The sequence below is a fragment of the Herbiconiux solani NBRC 106740 genome (genome assembly GCF_001571005.1).
In the GTDB taxonomy this organism is placed as follows: domain Bacteria; phylum Actinomycetota; class Actinomycetes; order Actinomycetales; family Microbacteriaceae; genus Herbiconiux; species Herbiconiux solani.
Genome location: NZ_BCST01000009.1, coordinates 23,002 through 43,213 on the forward strand (window position 1 = coordinate 23,002; position 20,212 = coordinate 43,213).

Below are 20,212 nucleotides of genomic sequence, written 5' to 3' on the forward strand. Positions count from 1 at the left end.
CTTGACCGCATTCAACGAGGAGTTCGATGGTCACCCTTTCCGGCCCGCTCGACGGCCTGATCGTCGCCGACTTCTCCCGCGTGCTGGCCGGACCCTTCGCCACCCAGCAGCTCGCCGATCTCGGCGCCACGGTCGTCAAGGTCGAGAGCCCGGGTGGCGACGAGACCCGCTCCTGGGCGCCGCCGGAGCGCGACGGCGTCTCGACCTATTACCTCGGCATCAACCGCAACAAGTTCGACGTGGTGCTCGACTTCCGCGACGAGGGCGACCGCGCCACCGCCCTCGAACTGGCCCGCCGCGCCGACATCGTGATCGAGAACTTCAAGCCCGGGGGCCTGGCCAAGTTCGGGCTCGACTACGACTCGGTGGCCGCCGTCAACCCGGCCGTGCTCTACGCGTCGATCAGCGGCTTCGGCAGCGCCGGCGGCGCATCCCTCCCCGGCTACGACCTCATCGTGCAGGCGATGTCGGGCCTGATGAGCCTGACCGGGTCGCCCGACGGCCCCGCCTACCGCAGCGGCGTCTCGGTCTTCGACGTGATGACCGGGATGCAGGCCACGATCGGTCTGCTCGCCGCCCTCGAGCACCGGCACCGCACGGGTGAGGGCCAGCACATCGAGGTCAACCTGCTCTCGACCGCGCTCGCGGCGATGGCCAACCACAGCTCGACGTACGTCGCCGGCGGGTCGGTGCCGTTCCGGATGGGCAACGCGCATCCGAGTCTGTTCCCCTACGAGCCGCTGCCGGCGAGCGACGGCGAGATCGTGGTGGTGGCCGCCAACGACGGGCAGTTCACCCGGCTCGCCGAGGCGCTCGGGCGGCCCGAGCTCGCCGACGACCCGCGGTTCGCCCGCACCGAGGATCGCAATCGCAACCGCGAGCTGCTGCGGCCCGAGCTGGTCGCCGCACTCGCCGGGCACACGATCGCCGAGTGGTTCGACATCCTCACCGAGGCCGGGATCGCCTGCGGCCCGATCAACACGATCGACGGCGGGGTGGCACTGGCCGAGCGGCTCGGTCTCGAGCCGGTGGTCGAGGTCGGGGAGGGCGAGCGGGCGGTGCCCGTGATCCGCAACCCGATCCGCTTCTCCCGCACGCCCGCCCGGTACGACTCCCCGCCGCCCACCCTCGGCGAGCACGACGAGCTCGTGCGGGCCTGGCTCGCGGGGCCAGCATCCGCATCCATCGCCCCGACCCCCGGAGGAAACCGTGGCTGAGTACCCCACCGCGATCGGCACGAGCGACACCGAGTCGATCTCGCTGCTCGGCCACGACCTCGCCGGCGAGCTGCTCGGGCAGATCTCGTTCGGCGAGCTGGCCTACTGGCTCGCGACGAAGCGCAGGCCGACGCCCGGCCAGCTCCGGGTGTTCGAGGCGGTGCTCGTCTCGCTCGCCGACCACGGCTTCACCCCGACTGCCATCGCCGCGCGGCTCACCTACTACAGCGCCCCCGACTCGCTGCAGGGGGCGATCGCCGCGGGTCTGCTCGGCGGCGGCTCGCGATTCCTCGGCGTGACCGAGGACACGGGGCTGTACCTGCACGGCATCATCTCCGGCCTCGGCGACACGAGCGACTGGGGAGACGAGGAATGGGATGCTGCAGCTCTTGCCGCCCTGGAGGAGACCCGATCGCAGGGCGGCAAGATCCCGGGGCTCGGGCATCCGGTGCACAAGAACGGCGACCCGCGCACGCCCGTGATCATCCGGATCGCCGAGGAGAGCGGGGTGAAGGGCCCGCACCTGGAGCTCTTCGAGGCGATCGGCCGCGTGCATCCGGGGCTGCTCGGCCGCACCCTTCCCCTGAACGGTGCCGGGGTGGCGGGCGCCGCCCTCGCCGACGCGGGCCTGCCCGTCGACCTCCTGCGTGGCTTCGCGCTGCTCGCCCGCACCGCGGGCCTGATCGGCCACCTGGCCGAGGAGCGCGAGAACCCGATCGGCCCGACCGTGTACGCCGAGGTCGACCGCAACGCCGTCTACACCCCGCCGGCGGACAGCGCCGAGAACGCCACGCACGCCGAGAACGCCGAGAACGAATAGGACCCGACATGGCTGAACTCGCCGCCGTGCTCGCCACGACGCACCACCCCTTCTTCCTCAAGGCCACCGAGCTGACCCCGCCCGACGAGCGGATGCCCCAGGCCGCCGAGTGGAAGAGCAAGGTCGAGGCCTACCGCGAGACGCTCACCGCGGCCGAGCCCGACATCCTGGTGATGGTCGGCGCCGACCACTTCCACCAGTTCTTCCAGGACAACTACCCGACCTTCCTGATCGGCAAGCAGCCGAAGTACGACGCCACCTTCTACAACGAGGAGCGCGAGTTCGGCCTGCCGAAGTACCTGCTCGACGGCCACGAAGACCTCTCGGGCTTCATGTTCCAGGGCTTGCTCGACCGCGGTTTCGACTTCTCGATCAGTCACGAGCTCAAGATCGACCACTCGATCATCTGCCCGATCATCACGACGCGACCCGCCGCCGACCTGCCGGTCGTGCCGATCTACACGAACATCTTCGCGCCGCCGCTGCCGAGCCCGAGGCGCTTCTACGACCTGGGCCGGGCCATCCGCTCGATCATCGACGAGTACCCCTCGGACAAGAAGATCGCGGCCGTCGGCAGCGGGCACCTCTCGCTCGAGCTCGGCGGGCCCCGGCAGTTCGGCGAGACCGGGCCCGACCCGGTTTTCGACCGCAAGGCGATCGACTGGCTGGCCTCGGGCGACATCGAGGCGATCCTCGAGAACGTCACGCACGCGAGCATGGCGGGGGCCGGCAACGCGACCCACGGCTTCATGGACCTCATCCTGATGCTCGGGATCGCCGGACCCATCGACGCTTCCTACGTGGACGAGCTCGACCTCTTCCACACCCGCGAGATGTACATGACCTGGTACCCGGGAGGGGATCCGCGATGAGCGTCTACTACGTCAACAAGTTCCTCTATCAGGTCGACGGCGACCCGGGGCTGCTGGCGGCCTACAAGGCCGACCCGGCCGCGCTGGTCGAGCGCTGGGAGGCCGACTACGGCCGGCGGCTCGGCACCAACAATTCGGTCGAGACGACCAGCTGGCTGCACTTCACGGAGGCCGAGCGCGCCGCCCTCGTCGAGCATGACTACGTGGCCCTGTTCGAGCTCGGGGCCCACTTCTTCTTGACCCTCACGATCTTCATCGCGATCTACGACGACGACTACAGCGCCGCGAGCGGACCGCTCTCCTTCCAGCGCGAGTACGCCGCCAAGCTCTCGCACTGGCTCGACAAGGACTACCCCACCGTCGCCCTCTGACCACCCCGCTTCTCCTTCTTCTCACCCGGCAAAGGAGCCGAACATGGCTGAAACACCCCTCCCCACCGACGACCGCCCGGTCGTCTTCCGCGACGCGCTCGTGCTGACGATGGACGACCGGCACGAGATCATCCGGCACGGCGACGTGCTCGTGATCGGTGATGCGATCGCCGCGATCGGCCCGGGTCTCGCGGTGCCCGACGGCACCTTCGAGATCGACGCGGCCGGCGGCATCCTGATGCCCGGGATGATCGACACGCACCGCCACATGTGGCAGACCGCGATGCGCGGCTACGGCGCCGACTGGACACTCACGCAGTACTTCGTCTGGTACTACCTGGAGTACGGCACCTACTTCCGGCCCCAGGACATCTACGCGGGCAACGCGCTCTCGGCCCTGGACGCCATCGACGCCGGCGTCACCACGACGGTCGACTGGTCGCACGGCCTGCGCACGATCGAGCACGCCGAGGCCGCGCTGCAGTCGCTGCGCGACTCGGCCGGACGCTTCGTCTTCGCCCCGGGCAACATCTTCGGGGCGCCCTGGGAGTGGGCGACGAACCCCGACTTCGCCGCGTTCGTGAAGCGGGCGGACACCGGATCGGACATGCTCCGGATGCAGCTGGCCTTCGACGTGACCGGCGACCCCGCGTTCCCCGAGCGGGGCGCGTTCGAGGTCGCTCGCGAGCTCGGCCTGCCGGTGACCACGCACGCGGGGGTCTGGGGAGCGACGAACGACGACGGCATCCGCCTGATGTACGAGAACGGCTTCATGACGCCCGAGACGGTGTACGTGCACGCCGCGACGCTCAGCGACGACTCCTACCAGCGGATCGCGGCCACCGGCGGCTCGGTCTCCCTCTCGACCGAGAGCGAGCAGAGCTGCGGGCAGGGCTACCCGCCGTCGTGGGCGCTCCGCGAGCACGGCATCCCGATGTCGCTCTCGGTCGACACGAGCGTCTGGTTCTCGAGCGACCTGTTCACCGCGATGCGCTCGACCCTCGGCGCCGACCGCTCGTGGGAGCACGTGCAGGCGCACGAGAAGGGCGAGACCGTCACGCACTCGCACCTGCGCGCCGAGAACGTGGTCGACTGGGCCACGCGCGGCGGGGCCAAGGCCCTCGGGCTGGATGCGCTGACCGGCAGCATCGAGGCCGGCAAGAAGGCGGATCTGGTGCTGCTGAAGAACGACGGCTCGCCCTCGATGTTCCCGATCACGAACCCCTACGGGCACGTCGCGCTGCAGGTGGGACGGGCGGATGTGCACACCGTGCTCGTCGACGGACGGATCGTGAAGTTCGAGGGATCCCTCGTGGGTCACGACCTCGCGAAGACCCGGGCCGCCGTGGAGGACACGGTCGAGCACCTGCAGAGCGAGCTCGGCGACGCGGTCTGGGACGCCGGGATGAACCCGGAGATCCCGGAGACCAAGGTGCTCGACAACCCCTACATGTACACCGAGTTCCGCACCGCGGCGACGCACGCCGCCACGGAGGCCTAGCGCCCGACCGACTGTCGCCGATCCGTCAGTTGTTGTCGCTATCCCGTCGGTTTAGCGACAACAAGTGACGGATCGCGGACAGTCGGGGGGCGGGGGCGGGGCTAGTCGATCGACCAGAAGTGGGCGGTACCGCCGGGCTTCTCGACGGTGATGGCGTTGTCGAGGTCGCGGTACTGGGCGTCGAGGGTGTGCCCGACCATCCCGATGGCGATCGTGCCGTCGGCGTTCGGCGTGACCTTCGACACGATCATCGTATGGTCGACGCCGTTGTCGTTCTGCGGATCCCAGTCGAACATCACGACGTCGCCGATCTTCACGCGGTCGCGCTCGTCGATCGAGAGCCGCGTGGTGTCGGGGCGGGAGGCGTAGTAGGCATCCATCTCGTTGCCCCGGATCCAGCTGAAGCTGTAATCGCCGGTCGCTGCGTAGTCGCTGTACCAGTCGTCGCTCTGCTCCCAGCCGCGGGCGAGCATGGCCTGGTTCACGAAGTTGCCGCAGTCGTTGTCGCTGAAGACGCCCCACTCGTCGAGGTTGTAGTCCTGCCAGTAGGTGAACGCATAGTTCATCTGGGCGTCGACCGGGGTCTGGATCTCGTAGCTGTAGCCCGCGGCATCCGTCGACACCTGCGATCCGTCGGCGAGGGTCACGACGATCGGCACCTCGGCCGGCATGAAGTCGGTCGCCGAGGGGGCCACGACGGTGAGCGTGCCGTCGTCGACGACCGAGAAGGCCGGAGCCGGCACGGTGGCGAAGGCCACGTCGGAGACGCCCTCGAAGCCGAAGCCGCTCAACGTGACCGTCTCGCCGCCGACGAGGGAGCCGACCGCCGGGTCGACCGTGGAGACCCCGCCCGATGCCTCGGAGGAGGCGAGTTCTTCGGCGCTCCCGGCCGCATCGGCAGACCCGGAGTCGCCGCCGGCCCCCGCGCAGCCGGAGAGCAGGAGGACCGTCGAGGCGGCGGCCGCAGCGAGCAGAGCGGTGACACGGTTCATGCGTAGGGGCATGCATCCATGTCACCACGAGAACATTTGTGCCCTCTATGAGGGACAGGGGGCTGGGCCGTCGAGGGGCTCAGGAGTAGGGTGCGGCTCAGCCCGCGTAACCGGGCGCCGCCGGCAGCCCGAAGAACTCCTCGAGCGTCGGGATGCCGTCGGTGTGCAGCTCGGTCGCGAGCGGAACCCCGACCCAGCGCCAGTGCCACGGCTCGAACTCGTAGCCGGTCACCGGTGTGCCGCCGTCCGGGTAGCGCAGCACGTAGCCGAACCGGTAGGCGTTCGCCTGAAGCCAGGCGTAGGCCGCGGTGCCGGCGAAGCAGCGGCCATCGGTCGAGCATCCCGAGACCGTGTCGAGGATGTCCATGGCGAAGCCGGTCTGGTGCTCGCTGTACCCCGGCCGTGCGCTCGTCAGGTCGGCGCCGGCGACCCCCAGCGAGTTGACGTAGTAGTCGTACGCCTTCACCTGCACGCTGTACGAGCGGTAGCCGCTCTGGGCCACGAGCTGCACCCCGATCTCGTTCTTCGCCGCGTGGAACATGTCCTCCAGCGCCGTCGCCGCCGCGTCACGCAGCTGGTACCCGTTCGGGTTGGGCATGTCGGCGGGGAGATCGACCAGGTCCGGCGGCGAGTAGTCGGCGCCGTCCCGCACGGGCCGGAGCTTGTCCACGATCACCCACGGGCTCAGCGGGTCGTCGATCGAGTTGGCGGACCGGTCGAACCCGGCCGGGCTCGGGGCGGCGGGTTCGGGGGTTGCGGGCACGGGAGTCTCCGTCGGCTGAGGGGTGAACGAGGGAGCGGGGAGGTCAGGGGCATCGGTGACCGGTCCGCGGGAGGAGGAGACGGGCGCGGCGTCCGGCCCGGCGTCGGGCGCCCAGACCCCGGCGGCCGCGAGCGAACCGGCTCCGACGAGCGCGGCGACGACGAGGGTGGCCGCTCCGGCCCAGACGAGACGGATGCGCCGGGCCCGGCGTCGCTCGGTCGCGCGCACCATCCGCTGACTCGTCCTCGACACCGGGCCAGCCTACTGGGCGGCCCCCGGACGACCCTGGATGCGCAATGGGGAGTTCTACCCCCCGAAATAGTGCCCGGGGATTTGGGGCATCCGGGTGATCATGCTTGAATTGCCCCTGTGCGGGGCTCCGTCCACCCGAAAGTCGGAGCCATCGGTTCGCAGTGACCACCCCGATTCTGCAGACCCCGTCCAGTCTTACCCACACCGTATGAATCCGTTCTGAATGTTTGCGTTCTGAATCCGTTCGACGATCCGGAGACCGTGTGAGGCTGTTCCAGGCGATCCGCCGCCATAAAGCGACGACCGCATCCGTGGCGACCATCGCCGCGCTCGCCGTAGGCGTGACGACGATGGCATTCGTGTACGAAGGCGTGAAGACCGCCGACGTCGATCTGAACGACGGCGGCGTGTGGGTGACGAAGCCCACCGGCCTGCTGCTCGGGCACCTGAACCATCCCGCCCAGGTCATCGACGGCGGTCTCCGCACCTCCTCGACCGACTTCGACGTGCTGCAGCGCGGCGACACCGTGCTGCTGCTGGACAGCACCGGCGCCTCGCTCACACCCGTGAACCCGCGCACGGTCGCGCTGGAATCCCCCCTCAACCTGCCGCCGAAGGCGTCCGTCTCGCTCGGCGGCCGCTCGGTCTCGGTGCTCGACCGCGAAACCGGTCAGCTCTGGGCCGGCCCCGCCGACCAGGCGGGCGCCATGCAGCTCGACCCCGACGAGCCGCTCGCCGACCTCGGCGCGGGCTCCGCCGCCGTGGCCGACGTCGACGGCAACGTGCACGCCCTCGCCCGCTCGGCCGGCCAGCTCGAGACCTTCCCGCTCGACGAGACGACGGGCGCCCTCCCCGAGGAGCCCGAGACGGCCGCCTTCCCCGAGGTCGCCGACGACGCCCAGCTCACCCTGACGACCGTGGGCGACGACGCCGTGGTCTTCGATGCGGCGACCGGCACGCTCCACCTGCCCGGCGGCGCGACCGCCGTGATCCCCGAGGCCAAGGGCGGTGTCGTGCAGGACTCCGGGCCCGCCTCCTCCGACGTGCTCGTCTCCACCGCCACTGCCCTCATCCGCCAGCCCCTCGCAGGCGGCGACCCCACGGTGATCAGCACCTCGGGCGAGCCGGGCACCCCCGCTGCTCCCGTGTTCCTGAACGGATGCGCCTACGCGGCCTGGTCGGGCTCCGGCACCTACCTGCGTGACTGCTCCGGCGACCAGAACGACGTCGAGTCGACCATCGACGGACTCGCCGCCAACGCGCAGCTCAAGTTCCGGGTGAACCGCGACGTCGTCGTGCTGAACGACCTCTCGACCGGAGTCGTCTACCTGGTGAACCAGGACATGAAGAAGGTCGACAACTGGGACGACATCGCTCCCCCGCCCGAGCAGAGCGACTCGGACGAGGAGGAGGACAGCACCCAGGAGGAGCTCCAGGTGCTGCTCCCGGACCGCACCGAGGAGAACACCCCCCCGACCGCGGTCGACGACCAGTACGGCGTGCGGCCGGGCCGCACCGTCATCCTGCCGGTGCTGGAGAACGACAGCGACCCCGACGGCGACGTGCTCACCGCCTCCCTCAAGAGCAACCAGCCCTCGATCGGCCAGGTGCAGCGCATCCTGAACGGCGTCGCCCTGCAGATCGTCGTGTCACCGGATGCGACGGGCAGCGCCAACTTCACCTACCAGGCCGACGACGGCCGGGGCGGCACCGACGACGCCACCGTCTCGCTCACCGTGCGGAGCCCCGAGCAGAACTCCGCCCCGACCCAGAAACGCGTCTCTGACGTGCTGGTCGAGCTCGGTGCGACCGTGAAGCACAACATCCTCCCCGACTTCGGCGACCCCGACGGGGACGACCTCTATGTCGTGGGCGCCTCCTCCGGCACCGCCGACCAGGTGCAGTACCGGCCCGACGGAGAGATCACCTTCACCAGCATCGACCCGAACACCGGGCCGAAGGAAGTGACCGTCACGGTCTCCGACGGCCGCGACGTCACCGAGGGCACCATCCGCTTCCAGGTGCGCGACACCGGGACCCTCGCGCCCGTCACGAACCCCGACTACGTGGTCACCACCGTCGGCGAGCGCGTGACCGTCTCGCCGCTCGACAACGACCTGAGCCCCTCGGGCGCACCGCTCCGCCTCGCGAAGGTGAACGAGGTGCCGGGCGTTCTGCTCGAGCCCGACTACACGTCGGGCACCTTCGGCTTCACCGCCGCGGCCGCGGGCACCTACTACGTGCCCTACCTCGTCTCCGACGGCCCGAAGACGGCCGGCGGCCTCGTCCGCGTCACCGTGGTCGAGCGTGACAACAGCGACCTGGCGCCGATCGCCGTCCGCGACACCGCCCAGCTCCCGGCCGGGCGCGAGACGCTCGTCAACGTGCTGGCCAACGACACCGACCCGAACGGCGGCATCCTCGCCGTGCAGTCGGTGCAGGTGCCGGCCGACTCCGGCGTGACCGTCGAGGTGCTCGAGCACGAGATCATCCGCATCGCCGACCGGCCGGGCCTGACCCAGCCGATCACCATCACGTACACCGTCTCGAACGGTGTGGCCTCGGCCCGCGGCGAGGTGTTCATCACCCCCATCCCGGCGCCCGAGCGACTGCTGCCCCCGGTGGCCGTCGACGACGAGGTCACCGTGCGTGCGGGTGACGTCGTGACGATCCCGGTGCTGGCGAACGACTATCACCCCAACGGCGACACGATCACGCTCTCCGACACCCTGATCGACCCGCTGGTCGACCCGGCCGACGGCGAGATCTTCATCAGCGAGAACGTCGTGCGGTTCAAGGCCGGCCCGACCCCCAAGACTGTCTACGCGACCTACCAGGTCGTCGACTCGCAGAATCAGAAGGATGCCGGGTACATCACCATCCGCATCGTCGCCCCGGACGCCGGCACCAACTCGCCGCCGCGCCCGCAGGACGTGACGATCCGGGCCCTGCAGGCCACCAGCGTCCGCATCCCGATCCCGCTCGACGGCATCGACCCCGACGGCGACTCGGTCACCCTCGTCGGGCAGAACTCCGCCCCGCAGAAGGGCCGGATCACCGAGGTCGGCGAGGCCTGGCTGGTCTACGAGGCCTACCCCGACTCGGTCGGCACCGACACCTTCACCTACACCGTGCGCGACAAGCTGGGTGCCACGGCCACCGCCACCGTGCTGGTCGGCATCATCCCGGCGAGCGAGGCCAACCAGCCGCCGTACGCGGTGAAGGACACCGTCTCGGCCCGCCCGGGCCGCACCCTCGCCGTCGACGTCATGTCGAACGACACCGACCCCGACGGCGACCCGCTGTCGATCATCGGCGACGGCCTCGAGGTGCCCGAGGGCGTCGACGCCTCGGTCGAGGGCGGCCGCGTCATGGTCACCGCTCCGGACGAGCCCGGCGACTACACGCTCCAGTACACGATCGTCGACCGCTGGGGCGCCCCCGCGACCGGCGCCCTGCTCGTGCAGGTGAGCCCGGACGCCCCGCTCGCGACGCCGATCGCCCGCGACGACATCGTGAAGGTCACCGACGTGATCGACCGCCCCTACACCGACGTGAACGTGCGCGAGAACGACGACGACCCGGACGGCACGATCGAGGGCCTCACGGTCTCCTCGGCCGACCCCGCCGCCGTGTCGCTGGGCGAGGGGCTGCTGCGGATCACCCTGCTGCCGACCCCGCAGATCGTGACGTACACGGTGACGGACCAGGACGGCCTTCAGGCCTCGGCCTTCGTCTTCGTCCCGGGCCTGGACGACCTGCCGCCCGTGCTCAAGCCCGGCATCGAGCCGATCGTCGTGCACGACGGCGAGACCGTCGACATCGAGCTGAGCGACTACGTGCTCGTGGCCGAGGGCAAGACCCCCCGGCTCACCGAGGCCGACAAGGTGCGCGCCTCGAACGCCAACGGCGACCCGCTGCTGGTCGACGAGAACACGATGCGCTACACGCCCAAGCCCCGCTACGACGGGCCGGATGCGCTGAGCTTCGAGGTCACCGACGGCACCAGCGTCGACGACCCGAACGGCAAGAAGGCGAACCTCGTCATCCCGATCACGGTCATCTCCGACTACAACACGCCGCCCAGCTTCGTCGGCGCGAGCGTCGACGTGGCCGCGGGTGACGGTGAGGGCCGAGTCGACCTGCGCGCCAACTCGGTCGACCCCGACGAGGGCGACCTCGCGGCGCTGACCTTCGCGATCGCCGGCCAGGCCCCGCAGGGCGTCTCGGCCAAGCTCGACGGCTCGGTGCTGGTGGTGACGGCCGCGGCCGACGCGCCGCGGGCATCCTCGCCGCTCGAGATCGACATCTCCGACGGCGTGAACACCCCGGTGCGGGGCGTGGTCACCGTGAACGTGCAGTCGACCACCCGCAACCCGCCGTCGGCCACCGACGACGTGGTGCCGAAGGCCGACCAGGGCAAGACCGTCTCGGTGCCGGTGCTCGGCAACGACTACAACCCGTTCCCGGAGACCCCGCTCACCATCACGACGGCGACCGTCGAGACCGGCACCGGAAGCGCCGACATCGACGGCGGTTCGATCAATGTGACGCCGGCCGGCGACTTCGTCGGCACGATGGTCGTGCGGTATGCGGTGCAGGATGCCACCGGCGACCCCGAGCGCGTGGCCGAGGCCCGGGTGCGGCTCACGGTGCAGGGCCGGCCGGACACCCCGGCGACCCCGACGGTGACGAGCATCCAGGACCGCACGGTCGTGCTCTCCTGGACCCCGCCGGTCAACAACGGCGCCGAGATCACCGCGTACACGGTGTCGAGCCCGCAGGGCTACTCGAAGCAGTGCGTCTCGACGACCTGCACGCTCGACGGGCTGACGAACGACGTGGAGTACACCTTCACGGTGACCGCCACGAACTCGGTCGGCACCTCGGATGCGTCGCCCTCGTCGGGCGTCGCCCGCCCGGATGCGCGCCCCGACCAGCCGCAGCCGCCGACCCTCGTGTTCGGCGACAAGAGCCTCACCGTGAACTGGGTCACCCCGCCCACGCACGGCTCGGCCGTGACGGCGTACAACCTCGAGATCTCGCCCGCCCCCGAGCGCGGCGCGGCCTCCCGGTACGGCGTCAGCGGCAACTCGCTGATCTGGGACGGACTGGCCAACGGAACCTCGTACACCGTGCGGGTGCAGGCCGTGAACAAGGCCCCGGAGCCCTCGGACTTCAGCGCCTTCTCGGTCGCCGAGATCCCCGCTGGAGTCCCGGCGACCCCCGGCGCGCCGACCACGACGCCGGCGCAGCCCGTCGGCAGCGAGGCGCAGATCGCGGTCTCCTGGAACGCACCGGCCGCGAACGGCGACGCCGTGGCGTACTACATGCTGCAGACCCTCCGCGGCGGCACCGTGGTGAACACGCAGCAGGTGACCGGCACGACCGCCAACGCGGTGGTCGCCGTGAACGAGACCGACTACACCTTCCAGGTGCTCGCCCACAACAAGGCCGGCGACTCGCCCTACAGCGCGCCGTCGAGCGGCCGTCGTGCCGCCGTGCCGCCGTCGGCCCCCACGGGCGTGACCGCGGCGCCCACCGGAGCGAACGGGACCATCACGGTCGCGTTCACCCCCGGCGCCACCAACGGCAGCAAGGACGGCGAGGTGAGCTACCGGTACAAGGTGAACCAGACCGGCGCCACCGGCTCGATCCCGAAGGGGGGCGGCCCGATCGGCGGCCTGTCGAACGGCACCGACTACACCGTCGACGTCTGGGGCGTGTCGACCGTCGAAGGCGTGAGCCAGGGCGCGCACGGCACCTCGACCGCGGCGAACCCGTACGGGCCGCCGAACCAGCCGGGAGCCGGTGCCACGGGCAACGCGAAGAGCGTCACCGTGAGCTGGACCGCGCCGCCGACGAACGGCCGCCCGTACACGATGTGGATCACGATCGACGGCGCCCGCGAGCAGGTCAACGGCAGCGGCTCCCGCGAGGTGGGCAACGGGTACTCCCAGAGCCACACGATCGTGGTGGACGTGCAGGACTCCGAGGGCGGGAAGTCGCAGAACTCCGCCAGCGCGAGCTCCGGCGCCGAGCCGCCGAGCGTCTCGGGGTCGGCCTCGAAGGGCAGCAACGTCTACAAGCCGCCGCAGTGCGTCACCTCCGGGTGCGCGTACGTGAACGGCACCTGGTCGGGTCTCGTGCCGGGCGGCAACTACGTCCTGCACTACATGTCCAGCCGGGACGGCGAGTGGAACTCGGTCTCGTTCACCGCGAACGGCACCACCCACACCCGTAACAACGAGTCGTTCTACGGCTACAACGGCACCCAGGTCTGGATCACCATCACCGGGCCGGGTACCGCCAACGGCGGCACCGAATCGAACAGGATCAACTGGTAGTGACGAGAGGCAACCGATGACAATGACCCCCGAGCAGGCGACCTGGTTCGCCGGCACCTTCGATCGGCTCGTGCAGAACGTCGGCCTCGCCGTCCTCGGCAAGGACCACGTGGTGCGGCTGACCATGATGGCGATGATCTCCGAGGGCCACGTGCTGCTCGAGGATGCTCCGGGAACGGGCAAGACCAGCCTCGCGAAGGCGATCGCGGCGACCGTGCAGGGAACGCACCAGCGCATCCAGTTCACGCCCGACCTGCTGCCCTCCGACGTCACCGGCGTCACGATCTACGACCAGGACACCCGGAAGTTCGACTTCCACAAGGGCCCGATCTTCGCGTCGATCGTGCTGGCGGACGAGATCAACCGCGCGAGCCCGAAGACGCAGTCGGCACTCCTGGAGGTCATGGAGGAGTCGCGCGTCTCGGTGGACGGCGTGGCCCACGAGGTCGGCCGCCCGTTCCTCGTGATCGCGACCCAGAACCCGATCGAGCAGGCCGGCACCTACCGTCTCCCCGAGGCGCAGCTGGACCGCTTCCTGATCAAGACCAGCATCGGCTACCCCGACCTGGCCTCGGCCGAGCAGATCCTCGCCGGCTCGGCGAACCGCAACCCCTCGTCGGCGCTCTCGCCCGTGATCACGACCTCGGCCGTGGCCGACATGGCCGATCTCGCGGCGACCGTGCACGTCGACCCGGCCATCCTGCGCTACACCGCGCAGCTGGCCGAGGAGACCCGCGCGGCCCCGGAGTCGCGCCTGGGCGTCTCGGTCCGTGGCGCGATGGCGCTGATCCGTGCCTCGAAGGTCTGGGCCGCGGCGCAGGGGCGGCACTACGTGCTGCCGGACGACATCCGCGAGCTGGCCGGCCCGGTCTGGACCCACCGGTTCGTGCTCGACGCCGAGGCCGAGTTCTCCGGCGCGAGCGCCGAGGGCATCCTGGCCCGCGTGCTCGCCGACGTCGCGGCTCCGCAGTCGAGGCAACCCGCTGCATGAGCCGGGTCGAGGAGAGGATGCGCGCGGTCGCCCGCACGCCTCCGGTGCGCTGGCTGTCCGAGAAGGGCTGGCCGGTCGTGGCGGACGGCGCAGGTACCGCCTGGAAGACGGTCTGGGGAGTCGCCGGCCCGGTCGTGCTGACGGTGTCGGGCTTCGGCTGGGCGGTGCTCGCGACCACGATCGCCGCGATCGTCGCCGGAGCCGTGCTCGGCTGGCGTGAACTGCTGGTCATCGGCTTCGCGCTGCTGGCCGCGCTGGTGATCGCCGTGGGCTTCGCGATCGGCCGCTCGGCGTACGCCGTGCGCCTGGACCTCGCCCTCAACCGGGTCGTCGTCGGCGAGCGTGCCGTGGGCCGCATCGCGGTCACGAACACCTCCACGCGCTCCCTCCTCCCCGCCCGCATCGAGCTGCCCGTCGGTTCCTCGTACGCCTCGTTCCACCTGCCGCGCCTGGCCCCGCAGGCCGAGCACGACGACCTGTTCGGCATCCCGACCCACCGCCGCGCGGTGATCGTGGTCGGGCCCGTCCGCTCGGTGCGCGGCGACCCGCTCGGGCTGATGCGGCGCGAGATCCTCTGGACCGACCCGACCGACCTCTACGTGCATCCGAAGACCATCTCGCTCGGCGGCTCCTCCTCGGGCTTCCTCCGCGACCTCGAGGGCGTCGAGAGCCGGATTCTCTCGGACAACGACGTCTCGTTCCACGCGCTCCGCGAATACGTGCCGGGCGACGACCGCCGCTACATCCACTGGAAGACCTCGGCCCGCACCGGCAAGCTCATGGTGCGCCAGTTCGAGGAGACCCGGCGCTCGCACCTCGCGATCGCCCTCTCGACCAACCGGTCGGACTACGCGGCCGGCGAGGCCGGAGAGGCCGAGTTCGAGCTCGCCGTCTCGGTCTGCGGATCGCTCGGCGTGCAGGCGCTCGTCGAGGAGCGCGACCTCACCGTGCTCACCCAGACCAGCACCTTCCACACCGAGACCGGGCGGCTGCTGCTCGACGGCCTCTCGGGTGTGGAGCAGACCGAGCGCCGGGAGACCGTCGTCCAGCTCGCCAAGACCACGGGCACCGCGGTGCCGCAGGCCTCGGTCGCGTTCCTGCTCTTCGGCAGCGCCGTCACCCCGACCCAGCTGCAGTCCGCGAGCGTCCACATCCCCCTCGGCGTGCGCGTGATCGCGATCGCCTCGAAGCCGGGCGCCTCGGTCTCGCTCCGCCAGCTCGGCGACATCGCCCTGCTCACGATCGGCGAGCTTTCCGAGCTCCCCCTGGCGCTCCGGAGGGCGAACAGCTAATGAGCACCCCCCTTCTCCCCCCGCTCCCCGCGGGTTCCCGCCCGCTCTGGGCGGTCGCCGCGGACGCCCTCGTGCTCGCGGCGCTGATGTTCATCGGCATCCTGAGCCTCGGCCCCGCGTTCGGCGGTGTCGGCTATCTGGTCGCCGCGGTCGGCGGCATCGTGCTCGGCAGCCTGATCGGGCTGGCCGGATGGCGGCTGTCGTGGAACATCGTCGTCATCGCCGCCGTCACGATCGTCGTGTACCTGCTGTTCGGCGGGGCGCTGGCCGCGCCTGACACCACGATCATCGGTGTCATCCCGACCTTCGACACGCTCCGCACCCTCGTGCTCGGCATCGTCTTCTCCTGGAAGGACGTGCTGACCCTGGTCACCCCGGTCGGCCAGTTCGACGGCGTGCTCGTGGTGCCCTTCCTCTCCTCGCTGCTGACCTCGGTGCTCGCGGTGAGCTTCGCCACGCGCTTCCGCGGCCAGCGGGTGCTCTGGGCGCTCCTGCCGGTGCTCGCCCTGTTCGTCACCGCGATCGCCTTCGGCACGCGCGAGGCGGCGTTCCCGCTCGTGCAGGGCATCCTCATCGCCGGCATCGGGCTGGCCTGGGCCGCCTGGCGCCGGCACGAGGCCCGGGTGGCGGCGGCGGCCGGGACGACGCTCTCCTCGTCGTCGTCGAGCTCTGTCGACCCCGAGACCGCCCGGCGGCTGCGGACCACGCGGCTCGCCACCGCCGCCGGTCTGGTCGTCGCCGCGCTCGGCATCGGCCTGGTGACCGGCGGCATCCTGGTGCCCGCCTCGGCGCGCGAGGTGATCCGCGACCAGATCGTGCCGCCGCTCGACCTCCACGACTACGCGAGCCCGCTGGTCGGCTTCCGCAGCTACGTGCGCGACCACAAGGAGGACACGCTCTTCACCGTGCAGGGGCTGCCCGACGGCGCCCGCGTGCGGCTGGCGACCCTCGACACCTACGACGGCATCGTCTACAACGTGGCCGGCGACGGATCCTCCGGCTCCGGCACCTTCGTGCGGGTCGCCAACGAGATCTCGAACCCGGTGACCGGCACCCCCGCCACCCTCGATTTCTCGATCACCGACCTCAACGGCGTCTGGATGCCGGACGCCGGCTACCTGGACTCGGTCTCGTTCACGGGCGACCGGGCCGAGGACCTCAGCGGCGCGCTGCACTACAACACCGCCACCGGCGTCGCGCTCGACACCGAGGGCGTGCAGCCGGGCGACTCCTACTCGATGGACGTCGTCATCCCGCCCACCTTCAACGACGAGCAGCTCTCGAACCGGGCGATCAGCTCGGTCGCCCTGCCCCGCGCCACGGGCGTGCCCGACGACATCGCCGCGCTCGCCACCGAGTACCTCGGCGAGGCCGACACCCCGATCGAAGAGGTGCGGAACCTCGCCAACGGCCTCAGCCAGAACGGCTTCTTCAGCCACGGCCTCGAGGGCGAGGCGGTCTCCCGCGCCGGCCACGGCGCCGAGCGCATCGCGGCCCTCGTCTCGGCCGACCAGATGGTGGGCGACGACGAGCAGTACGCCGTGGCGATGGCGCTGATGGCGCGCTCGGTCGGCATCCCCGCCCGCGTCGTGATGGGCTTTTACCCCAAGGACTGGGCCGGGCAGGATGCGGTGCAGGGCCTCACCGGCGACGACCTGCACGCGTGGGTCGAGGTGCCCTTCGAAGGCGCCGGCTGGGTCGCGTTCGACCCCACCCCGCCGCAGGACCAGATCCCGCTCGAGGAGGCTCCGAAGCCGAAGTCCGACCCCAAGGCCCAGGTGCTGCAGCCCCCGCCCCCGCCGCAGGCGCCCGCGGAGCTGCCCCCGGACATCCGCACCGAGGACACCCAGCAGGACGAGGTCAAGGGCGACGGCTTCGATTTCCTGATCGTCGCGCTGATCGGCGGCGGCATCCTGGCCCTGCTGATCCTCGTGTTCGGCCCCCTGCTCGTGATCGCCCTGCTGAAGCTGCGCCGGAGGAAGCGCCGGAGGCTCGCCGAACGGCCCGCCGACCGCGTCAGCGGCGGCTGGGACGAGATCGTCGACCGCGCCGGCGACCTGGGCACCCCGGTGCCGCGCGGCTCGACCCGGCGCGACAACGCCCGGGTGCTGGCCGAGGCGTACCCGGCGGCTCCCGTGCTCGAGGTGGCGACGAAGGCCGACACGGGCGTGTTCGGCCCGGGCGACCCGTCTCCTGAGCAGATCGACGAGTACTGGACCGAGGTCGACCTGGTCGTCGCCCAGATGACGAAGTCGCGCTCCTGGTGGCAGCGGGTTCGGGCAGGATGGTCGGTGCGGTCGTTCTTCCGGCGATCGGGCACCCCGCGCCGGCGCGGACCCGATCAGGCACGGCCGACCGGACGAGGGGGAGATCGACGATGACGGATGCCACGTACCCGTGCGTGCAGTGCGGATCCCCGGTGCCCCGCAACGCCCAGTTCTGCCTGGTCTGCGGCACGCCCGTCTCCTCGCGGAGCCAGGCGGCGGCGCTCGGCACGGCCGCAGGTGCCGCCCCCGGCGCCGGGCACGGCTCGGGCTCGGGCAGCGCGACCGGGGCCTCCTGGAAGCCGGCGCCCGCGCTCACGCCCATCCGCCGGAGCGAACTGATCCGTGCGAACTACGGTCGCCGGGTCTTCGCCTTCCTCCTGGACGGCGTGTTCTCCGGGGCGCTCTGGCTGCTGATCGTGCTGCCGCTGTCGGCGGCCGGCCCCGTGCGGCTGCAGGTGACCGGGGGCGTCGTCTCGGTCTCGGGCCTGAGCGCGGTGCTGCTGCTCCTCGCGGCCCTGCTCTACCCGCTGGCGAACCTGTTCCTCCAGTCGTTCCTCGGCTTCTCGCCGGGCAAGGCGATCATGGGCCTCCGGATCGTGCGGTTCGAGACCCTGACCCGTCCCGGTCTCGGCCGGATGCTGCTGCGCGGACTGATCGTCTGGGCCGCATCCCTCGTCTTCGGCCTCGGCCAGCTCGTCGTCTGGCTGTCGCCGCTCTGGGACGCGACCGGCCTCAGCCGCGGCTGGCACGACCGGATCGCCGGCACCTGGGTGATCGACGTCAAGGCGGGGGCCAACCCGCTGACGGCCGCTCCCGGGCAGGTCGTGGTGGATGCGCCGCCGTCGCGCGAGGCCGCTGCCGGGCGTGCGGGTGCCGGTCAGGCCGGTTCCGGTCAGGCGGGTGGTCCGGATGACGGGCAGTACGCCGGGCCGCCGGTTCCGGGCGCCTACCTCACGGCCGGGCAGGGCTCCGGACCGTTCTCCGGGGTCGTCGCACCGGCGCCCACCGGGGCTCCGGCATCCGGCAGCCCGTCGCAGGACGGAGTGCAGGGACCGCTCGCGCCGCCCGCACCTTCGGCGCCTTCTGCTCCCTCCGCGCCGTCGTTCGCGCCCGCGCCCGGCGGTGCCGCCGCCCCGCTCGCGCCGCTGGCCGAGCCGATCTCGATGATCCCCGGGTTCTCGGCCCCGGTGATCACGCCCGCCGAGCTCGCGACCGCGGAGGCGGGCGGCCGTGGTGCCGCTCCTGCCGCCGGCCCCGCCGACGAGCTCGGGCTCGGATTCGACGACGCCGAGAGCACCCGCCTGTCGACGCCCGGCCCTGCCGTGCCCCCGGGCACCACCGCCTTCCGGCTCGACTCGGGGCAGATCGTGCCGATCACCGGGCACGGCGTGCTCGGCCGCGCTCCGGTCTCCCCCGCCGGCGACCCCGCCGACCTGCTGTTCACCCTGCCCGGCGACACGCTGTCGATCTCGAAGACGCACCTGGAGTTCGGTCTCGAAGCCGGCCGCGTGTGGGTGAGCGACCGCGGCTCGACCAACGGCTCGGTACTGCTCCGCGGCGACGGCGTCGAACTGCCGCTGCTCCCCGGCCAGCGCTTCACGGTCGCCCGCGGCGATCGCATCCGCGTCGGAACCCGCCTGATCACCGTGGAGGGCGGGGCATGAGCGGCGAACCGGCCGACGGCGTCCGCTACGCCGACCTCCGCCTTCGCGTCGGCAGCGAGACGCACACCGGGCTCCGCCGCCGCGCCAACGAGGACGCGTTCTTCGCCGCGCCCCCGATCTTCCTCGTCGCCGACGGGATGGGCGGGCACGAGGCCGGCGAGGTCGCGAGCGCACTCGCCGTCGAGGCGTTCTCGAGCCTGGAGGGCCCGGCCTCGCTCGAGCCGAGCGACATCCGCGCCGCCTTCGACCGCGCCTACACGGCCATCACCGACCTGGCGCACGCCGGGCCACGGAGGGCCGGGACGACCGTCTCCGGCGTCGCCGTCGCCCAGCAGGAAGGGCGCGCCTACTGGCTCGTCTTCAACCTCGGCGACTCGCGCACCTACCGCTGGGCGGGCGGCGAGCTCGAGCAGATCAGCGTCGACCACTCGGTCGTGCAGGAACTCCTCGACGAGGGCGAGCTCGACCGTGCGGCCGCCGCGACCCACCCGGGCCGCAACGTCATCACCCGTGCGCTCGGCGCCGGCGGCCAGTACCAGCCCGACTACTGGCTGGTGCCGGTCGAGCCCGGCGACCGCATCCTGATCTGCTCGGACGGCGTCTCGGGCGAGGTCGACGACGAGGTCATCGCCCAGGTGCTCGACGAGGAGCGGCAGGCTCAGGATGCGGCCACCCGGCTCGTGCACGAGGGCCTGCTGCGCGGGGGCCGGGACAACCTGACGGCGGTCGTCGTCGACGCGTTCGACTCGGTCTCGGCCGAGCACGCGGCGACCGGGCCGGCCGGGGACGACAGTCGGGACGGAGACCGGAACGACGAGGACACGATCCCTCGCGGCCCGGTCGAAGTCGGCGGAAGGAACTGA

General features: G+C 71.2%; 13 protein-coding genes. 11 read left to right on the forward strand and 2 right to left on the reverse strand.

Features of this window, described 5'->3' with window-relative positions; translation table 11 throughout:
• Positions 1 to 26: 26 nt before the first annotated feature.
• From HSO01S_RS15950 to HSO01S_RS15970, 5 genes are read left to right on the forward strand one after another with little or no spacing between them, the layout of a single operon-like run.
• Entirely contained in the window at positions 27 to 1,217 is a 1,191-nt protein-coding gene (locus tag HSO01S_RS15950) for a CaiB/BaiF CoA transferase family protein (RefSeq protein ID WP_066043304.1), read from the forward strand.
• Positions 1,210 to 2,037 carry a citryl-CoA lyase gene (locus HSO01S_RS15955; RefSeq protein ID WP_066043305.1) on the forward strand — a complete coding sequence of 276 codons (828 nt, stop codon included), beginning with the start codon at positions 1,210 to 1,212 and terminating at the stop codon, positions 2,035 to 2,037. Before HSO01S_RS15950 ends, HSO01S_RS15955 begins: the two co-directional genes overlap by 8 nt.
• A gap of 8 nt (positions 2,038 to 2,045) precedes the next feature.
• A complete protein-coding gene (locus HSO01S_RS15960; protein ID WP_066043306.1) occupies positions 2,046 to 2,909 on the forward strand; it encodes a DODA-type extradiol aromatic ring-opening family dioxygenase in 864 nt (287 codons plus the stop codon).
• Complete coding sequence (locus HSO01S_RS15965) at positions 2,906 to 3,280, forward strand: hypothetical protein (protein WP_066043307.1); 375 nt, start codon at positions 2,906 to 2,908, stop codon at positions 3,278 to 3,280. Before HSO01S_RS15960 ends, HSO01S_RS15965 begins: the two co-directional genes overlap by 4 nt.
• Positions 3,281 to 3,323: 43 nt before the next feature.
• Positions 3,324 to 4,781, forward strand: coding sequence for an amidohydrolase family protein (locus HSO01S_RS15970; protein WP_066043308.1), 1,458 nt, complete (start codon positions 3,324 to 3,326; stop codon positions 4,779 to 4,781).
• 101 nt (positions 4,782 to 4,882) lie between these two features.
• Here HSO01S_RS15970 and HSO01S_RS15975 read toward each other — a convergent pair whose 3' ends face one another.
• Both HSO01S_RS15975 and HSO01S_RS15980 read right to left on the reverse strand, forming a co-directional pair.
• A complete protein-coding gene (locus HSO01S_RS15975; RefSeq protein WP_066043309.1) occupies positions 4,883 to 5,773 on the reverse strand; it encodes an amidase domain-containing protein in 891 nt (296 codons plus the stop codon).
• Positions 5,774 to 5,870: 97 nt separating this feature from the next.
• Positions 5,871 to 6,788: a M15 family metallopeptidase gene (locus tag HSO01S_RS15980; RefSeq protein WP_157079118.1), complete on the reverse strand. Its 918-nt coding sequence runs from the start codon at positions 6,786 to 6,788 to the stop codon at positions 5,871 to 5,873.
• A gap of 263 nt (positions 6,789 to 7,051) precedes the next feature.
• Here HSO01S_RS15980 and HSO01S_RS15985 point away from each other — a divergent pair, with 263 nt between their 5' ends.
• From HSO01S_RS15985 to HSO01S_RS16010, 6 genes are read left to right on the forward strand one after another with little or no spacing between them, the layout of a single operon-like run.
• Positions 7,052 to 13,135: an Ig-like domain-containing protein gene (locus HSO01S_RS15985; protein WP_066043311.1), complete on the forward strand. Its 6,084-nt coding sequence runs from the start codon at positions 7,052 to 7,054 to the stop codon at positions 13,133 to 13,135.
• Between the two features lie 16 nt (positions 13,136 to 13,151).
• The gene (locus tag HSO01S_RS15990) at positions 13,152 to 14,126 is read left to right on the forward strand and encodes an AAA family ATPase (protein ID WP_066043312.1); all 975 of its coding nucleotides are present in this window, start codon (positions 13,152 to 13,154) and stop codon (positions 14,124 to 14,126) included.
• The gene (locus HSO01S_RS15995; RefSeq protein ID WP_245636037.1) at positions 14,123 to 15,418 is read left to right on the forward strand and encodes a DUF58 domain-containing protein; all 1,296 of its coding nucleotides are present in this window, start codon (positions 14,123 to 14,125) and stop codon (positions 15,416 to 15,418) included. Before HSO01S_RS15990 ends, HSO01S_RS15995 begins: the two co-directional genes overlap by 4 nt.
• Complete coding sequence (locus HSO01S_RS16000; RefSeq protein WP_066043314.1) at positions 15,418 to 17,799, forward strand: transglutaminase TgpA family protein; 2,382 nt, start codon at positions 15,418 to 15,420, stop codon at positions 17,797 to 17,799. Before HSO01S_RS15995 ends, HSO01S_RS16000 begins: the two co-directional genes overlap by 1 nt.
• A complete protein-coding gene (locus HSO01S_RS16005) occupies positions 17,796 to 19,349 on the forward strand; it encodes an RDD family protein (RefSeq protein ID WP_169799997.1) in 1,554 nt (517 codons plus the stop codon). The genes HSO01S_RS16000 and HSO01S_RS16005 overlap by 4 nt, the downstream gene beginning before the upstream one ends.
• Entirely contained in the window at positions 19,346 to 20,212 is an 867-nt protein-coding gene (locus tag HSO01S_RS16010) for a PP2C family protein-serine/threonine phosphatase (RefSeq protein WP_066043316.1), read from the forward strand. Before HSO01S_RS16005 ends, HSO01S_RS16010 begins: the two co-directional genes overlap by 4 nt.

What these genes read in the sequence shown, in the direction of transcription:
- HSO01S_RS15950 (WP_066043304.1), top strand. Translation starts at nt 27, where the DNA reads ATGGTCACCCTTTCCGGCCCGCTCGACGGCCTGATCGTCGCCGACTTC.
- HSO01S_RS15960 (WP_066043306.1), top strand. Translation starts at nt 2,046, where the DNA reads ATGGCTGAACTCGCCGCCGTGCTCGCCACGACGCACCACCCCTTCTTC.
- HSO01S_RS15965 (WP_066043307.1), top strand. Translation starts at nt 2,906, where the DNA reads ATGAGCGTCTACTACGTCAACAAGTTCCTCTATCAGGTCGACGGCGAC.
- HSO01S_RS15970 (WP_066043308.1), top strand. Translation starts at nt 3,324, where the DNA reads ATGGCTGAAACACCCCTCCCCACCGACGACCGCCCGGTCGTCTTCCGC.
- HSO01S_RS15975 (WP_066043309.1), bottom strand. Translation starts at nt 5,773, where the DNA reads ATGAACCGTGTCACCGCTCTGCTCGCTGCGGCCGCCGCCTCGACGGTC.
- HSO01S_RS15990 (WP_066043312.1), top strand. Translation starts at nt 13,152, where the DNA reads ATGACAATGACCCCCGAGCAGGCGACCTGGTTCGCCGGCACCTTCGAT.
- HSO01S_RS15995 (WP_245636037.1), top strand. Translation starts at nt 14,123, where the DNA reads ATGAGCCGGGTCGAGGAGAGGATGCGCGCGGTCGCCCGCACGCCTCCG.
- HSO01S_RS16000 (WP_066043314.1), top strand. Translation starts at nt 15,418, where the DNA reads ATGAGCACCCCCCTTCTCCCCCCGCTCCCCGCGGGTTCCCGCCCGCTC.
- HSO01S_RS16005 (WP_169799997.1), top strand. Translation starts at nt 17,796, where the DNA reads ATGACGGATGCCACGTACCCGTGCGTGCAGTGCGGATCCCCGGTGCCC.
- HSO01S_RS16010 (WP_066043316.1), top strand. Translation starts at nt 19,346, where the DNA reads ATGAGCGGCGAACCGGCCGACGGCGTCCGCTACGCCGACCTCCGCCTT.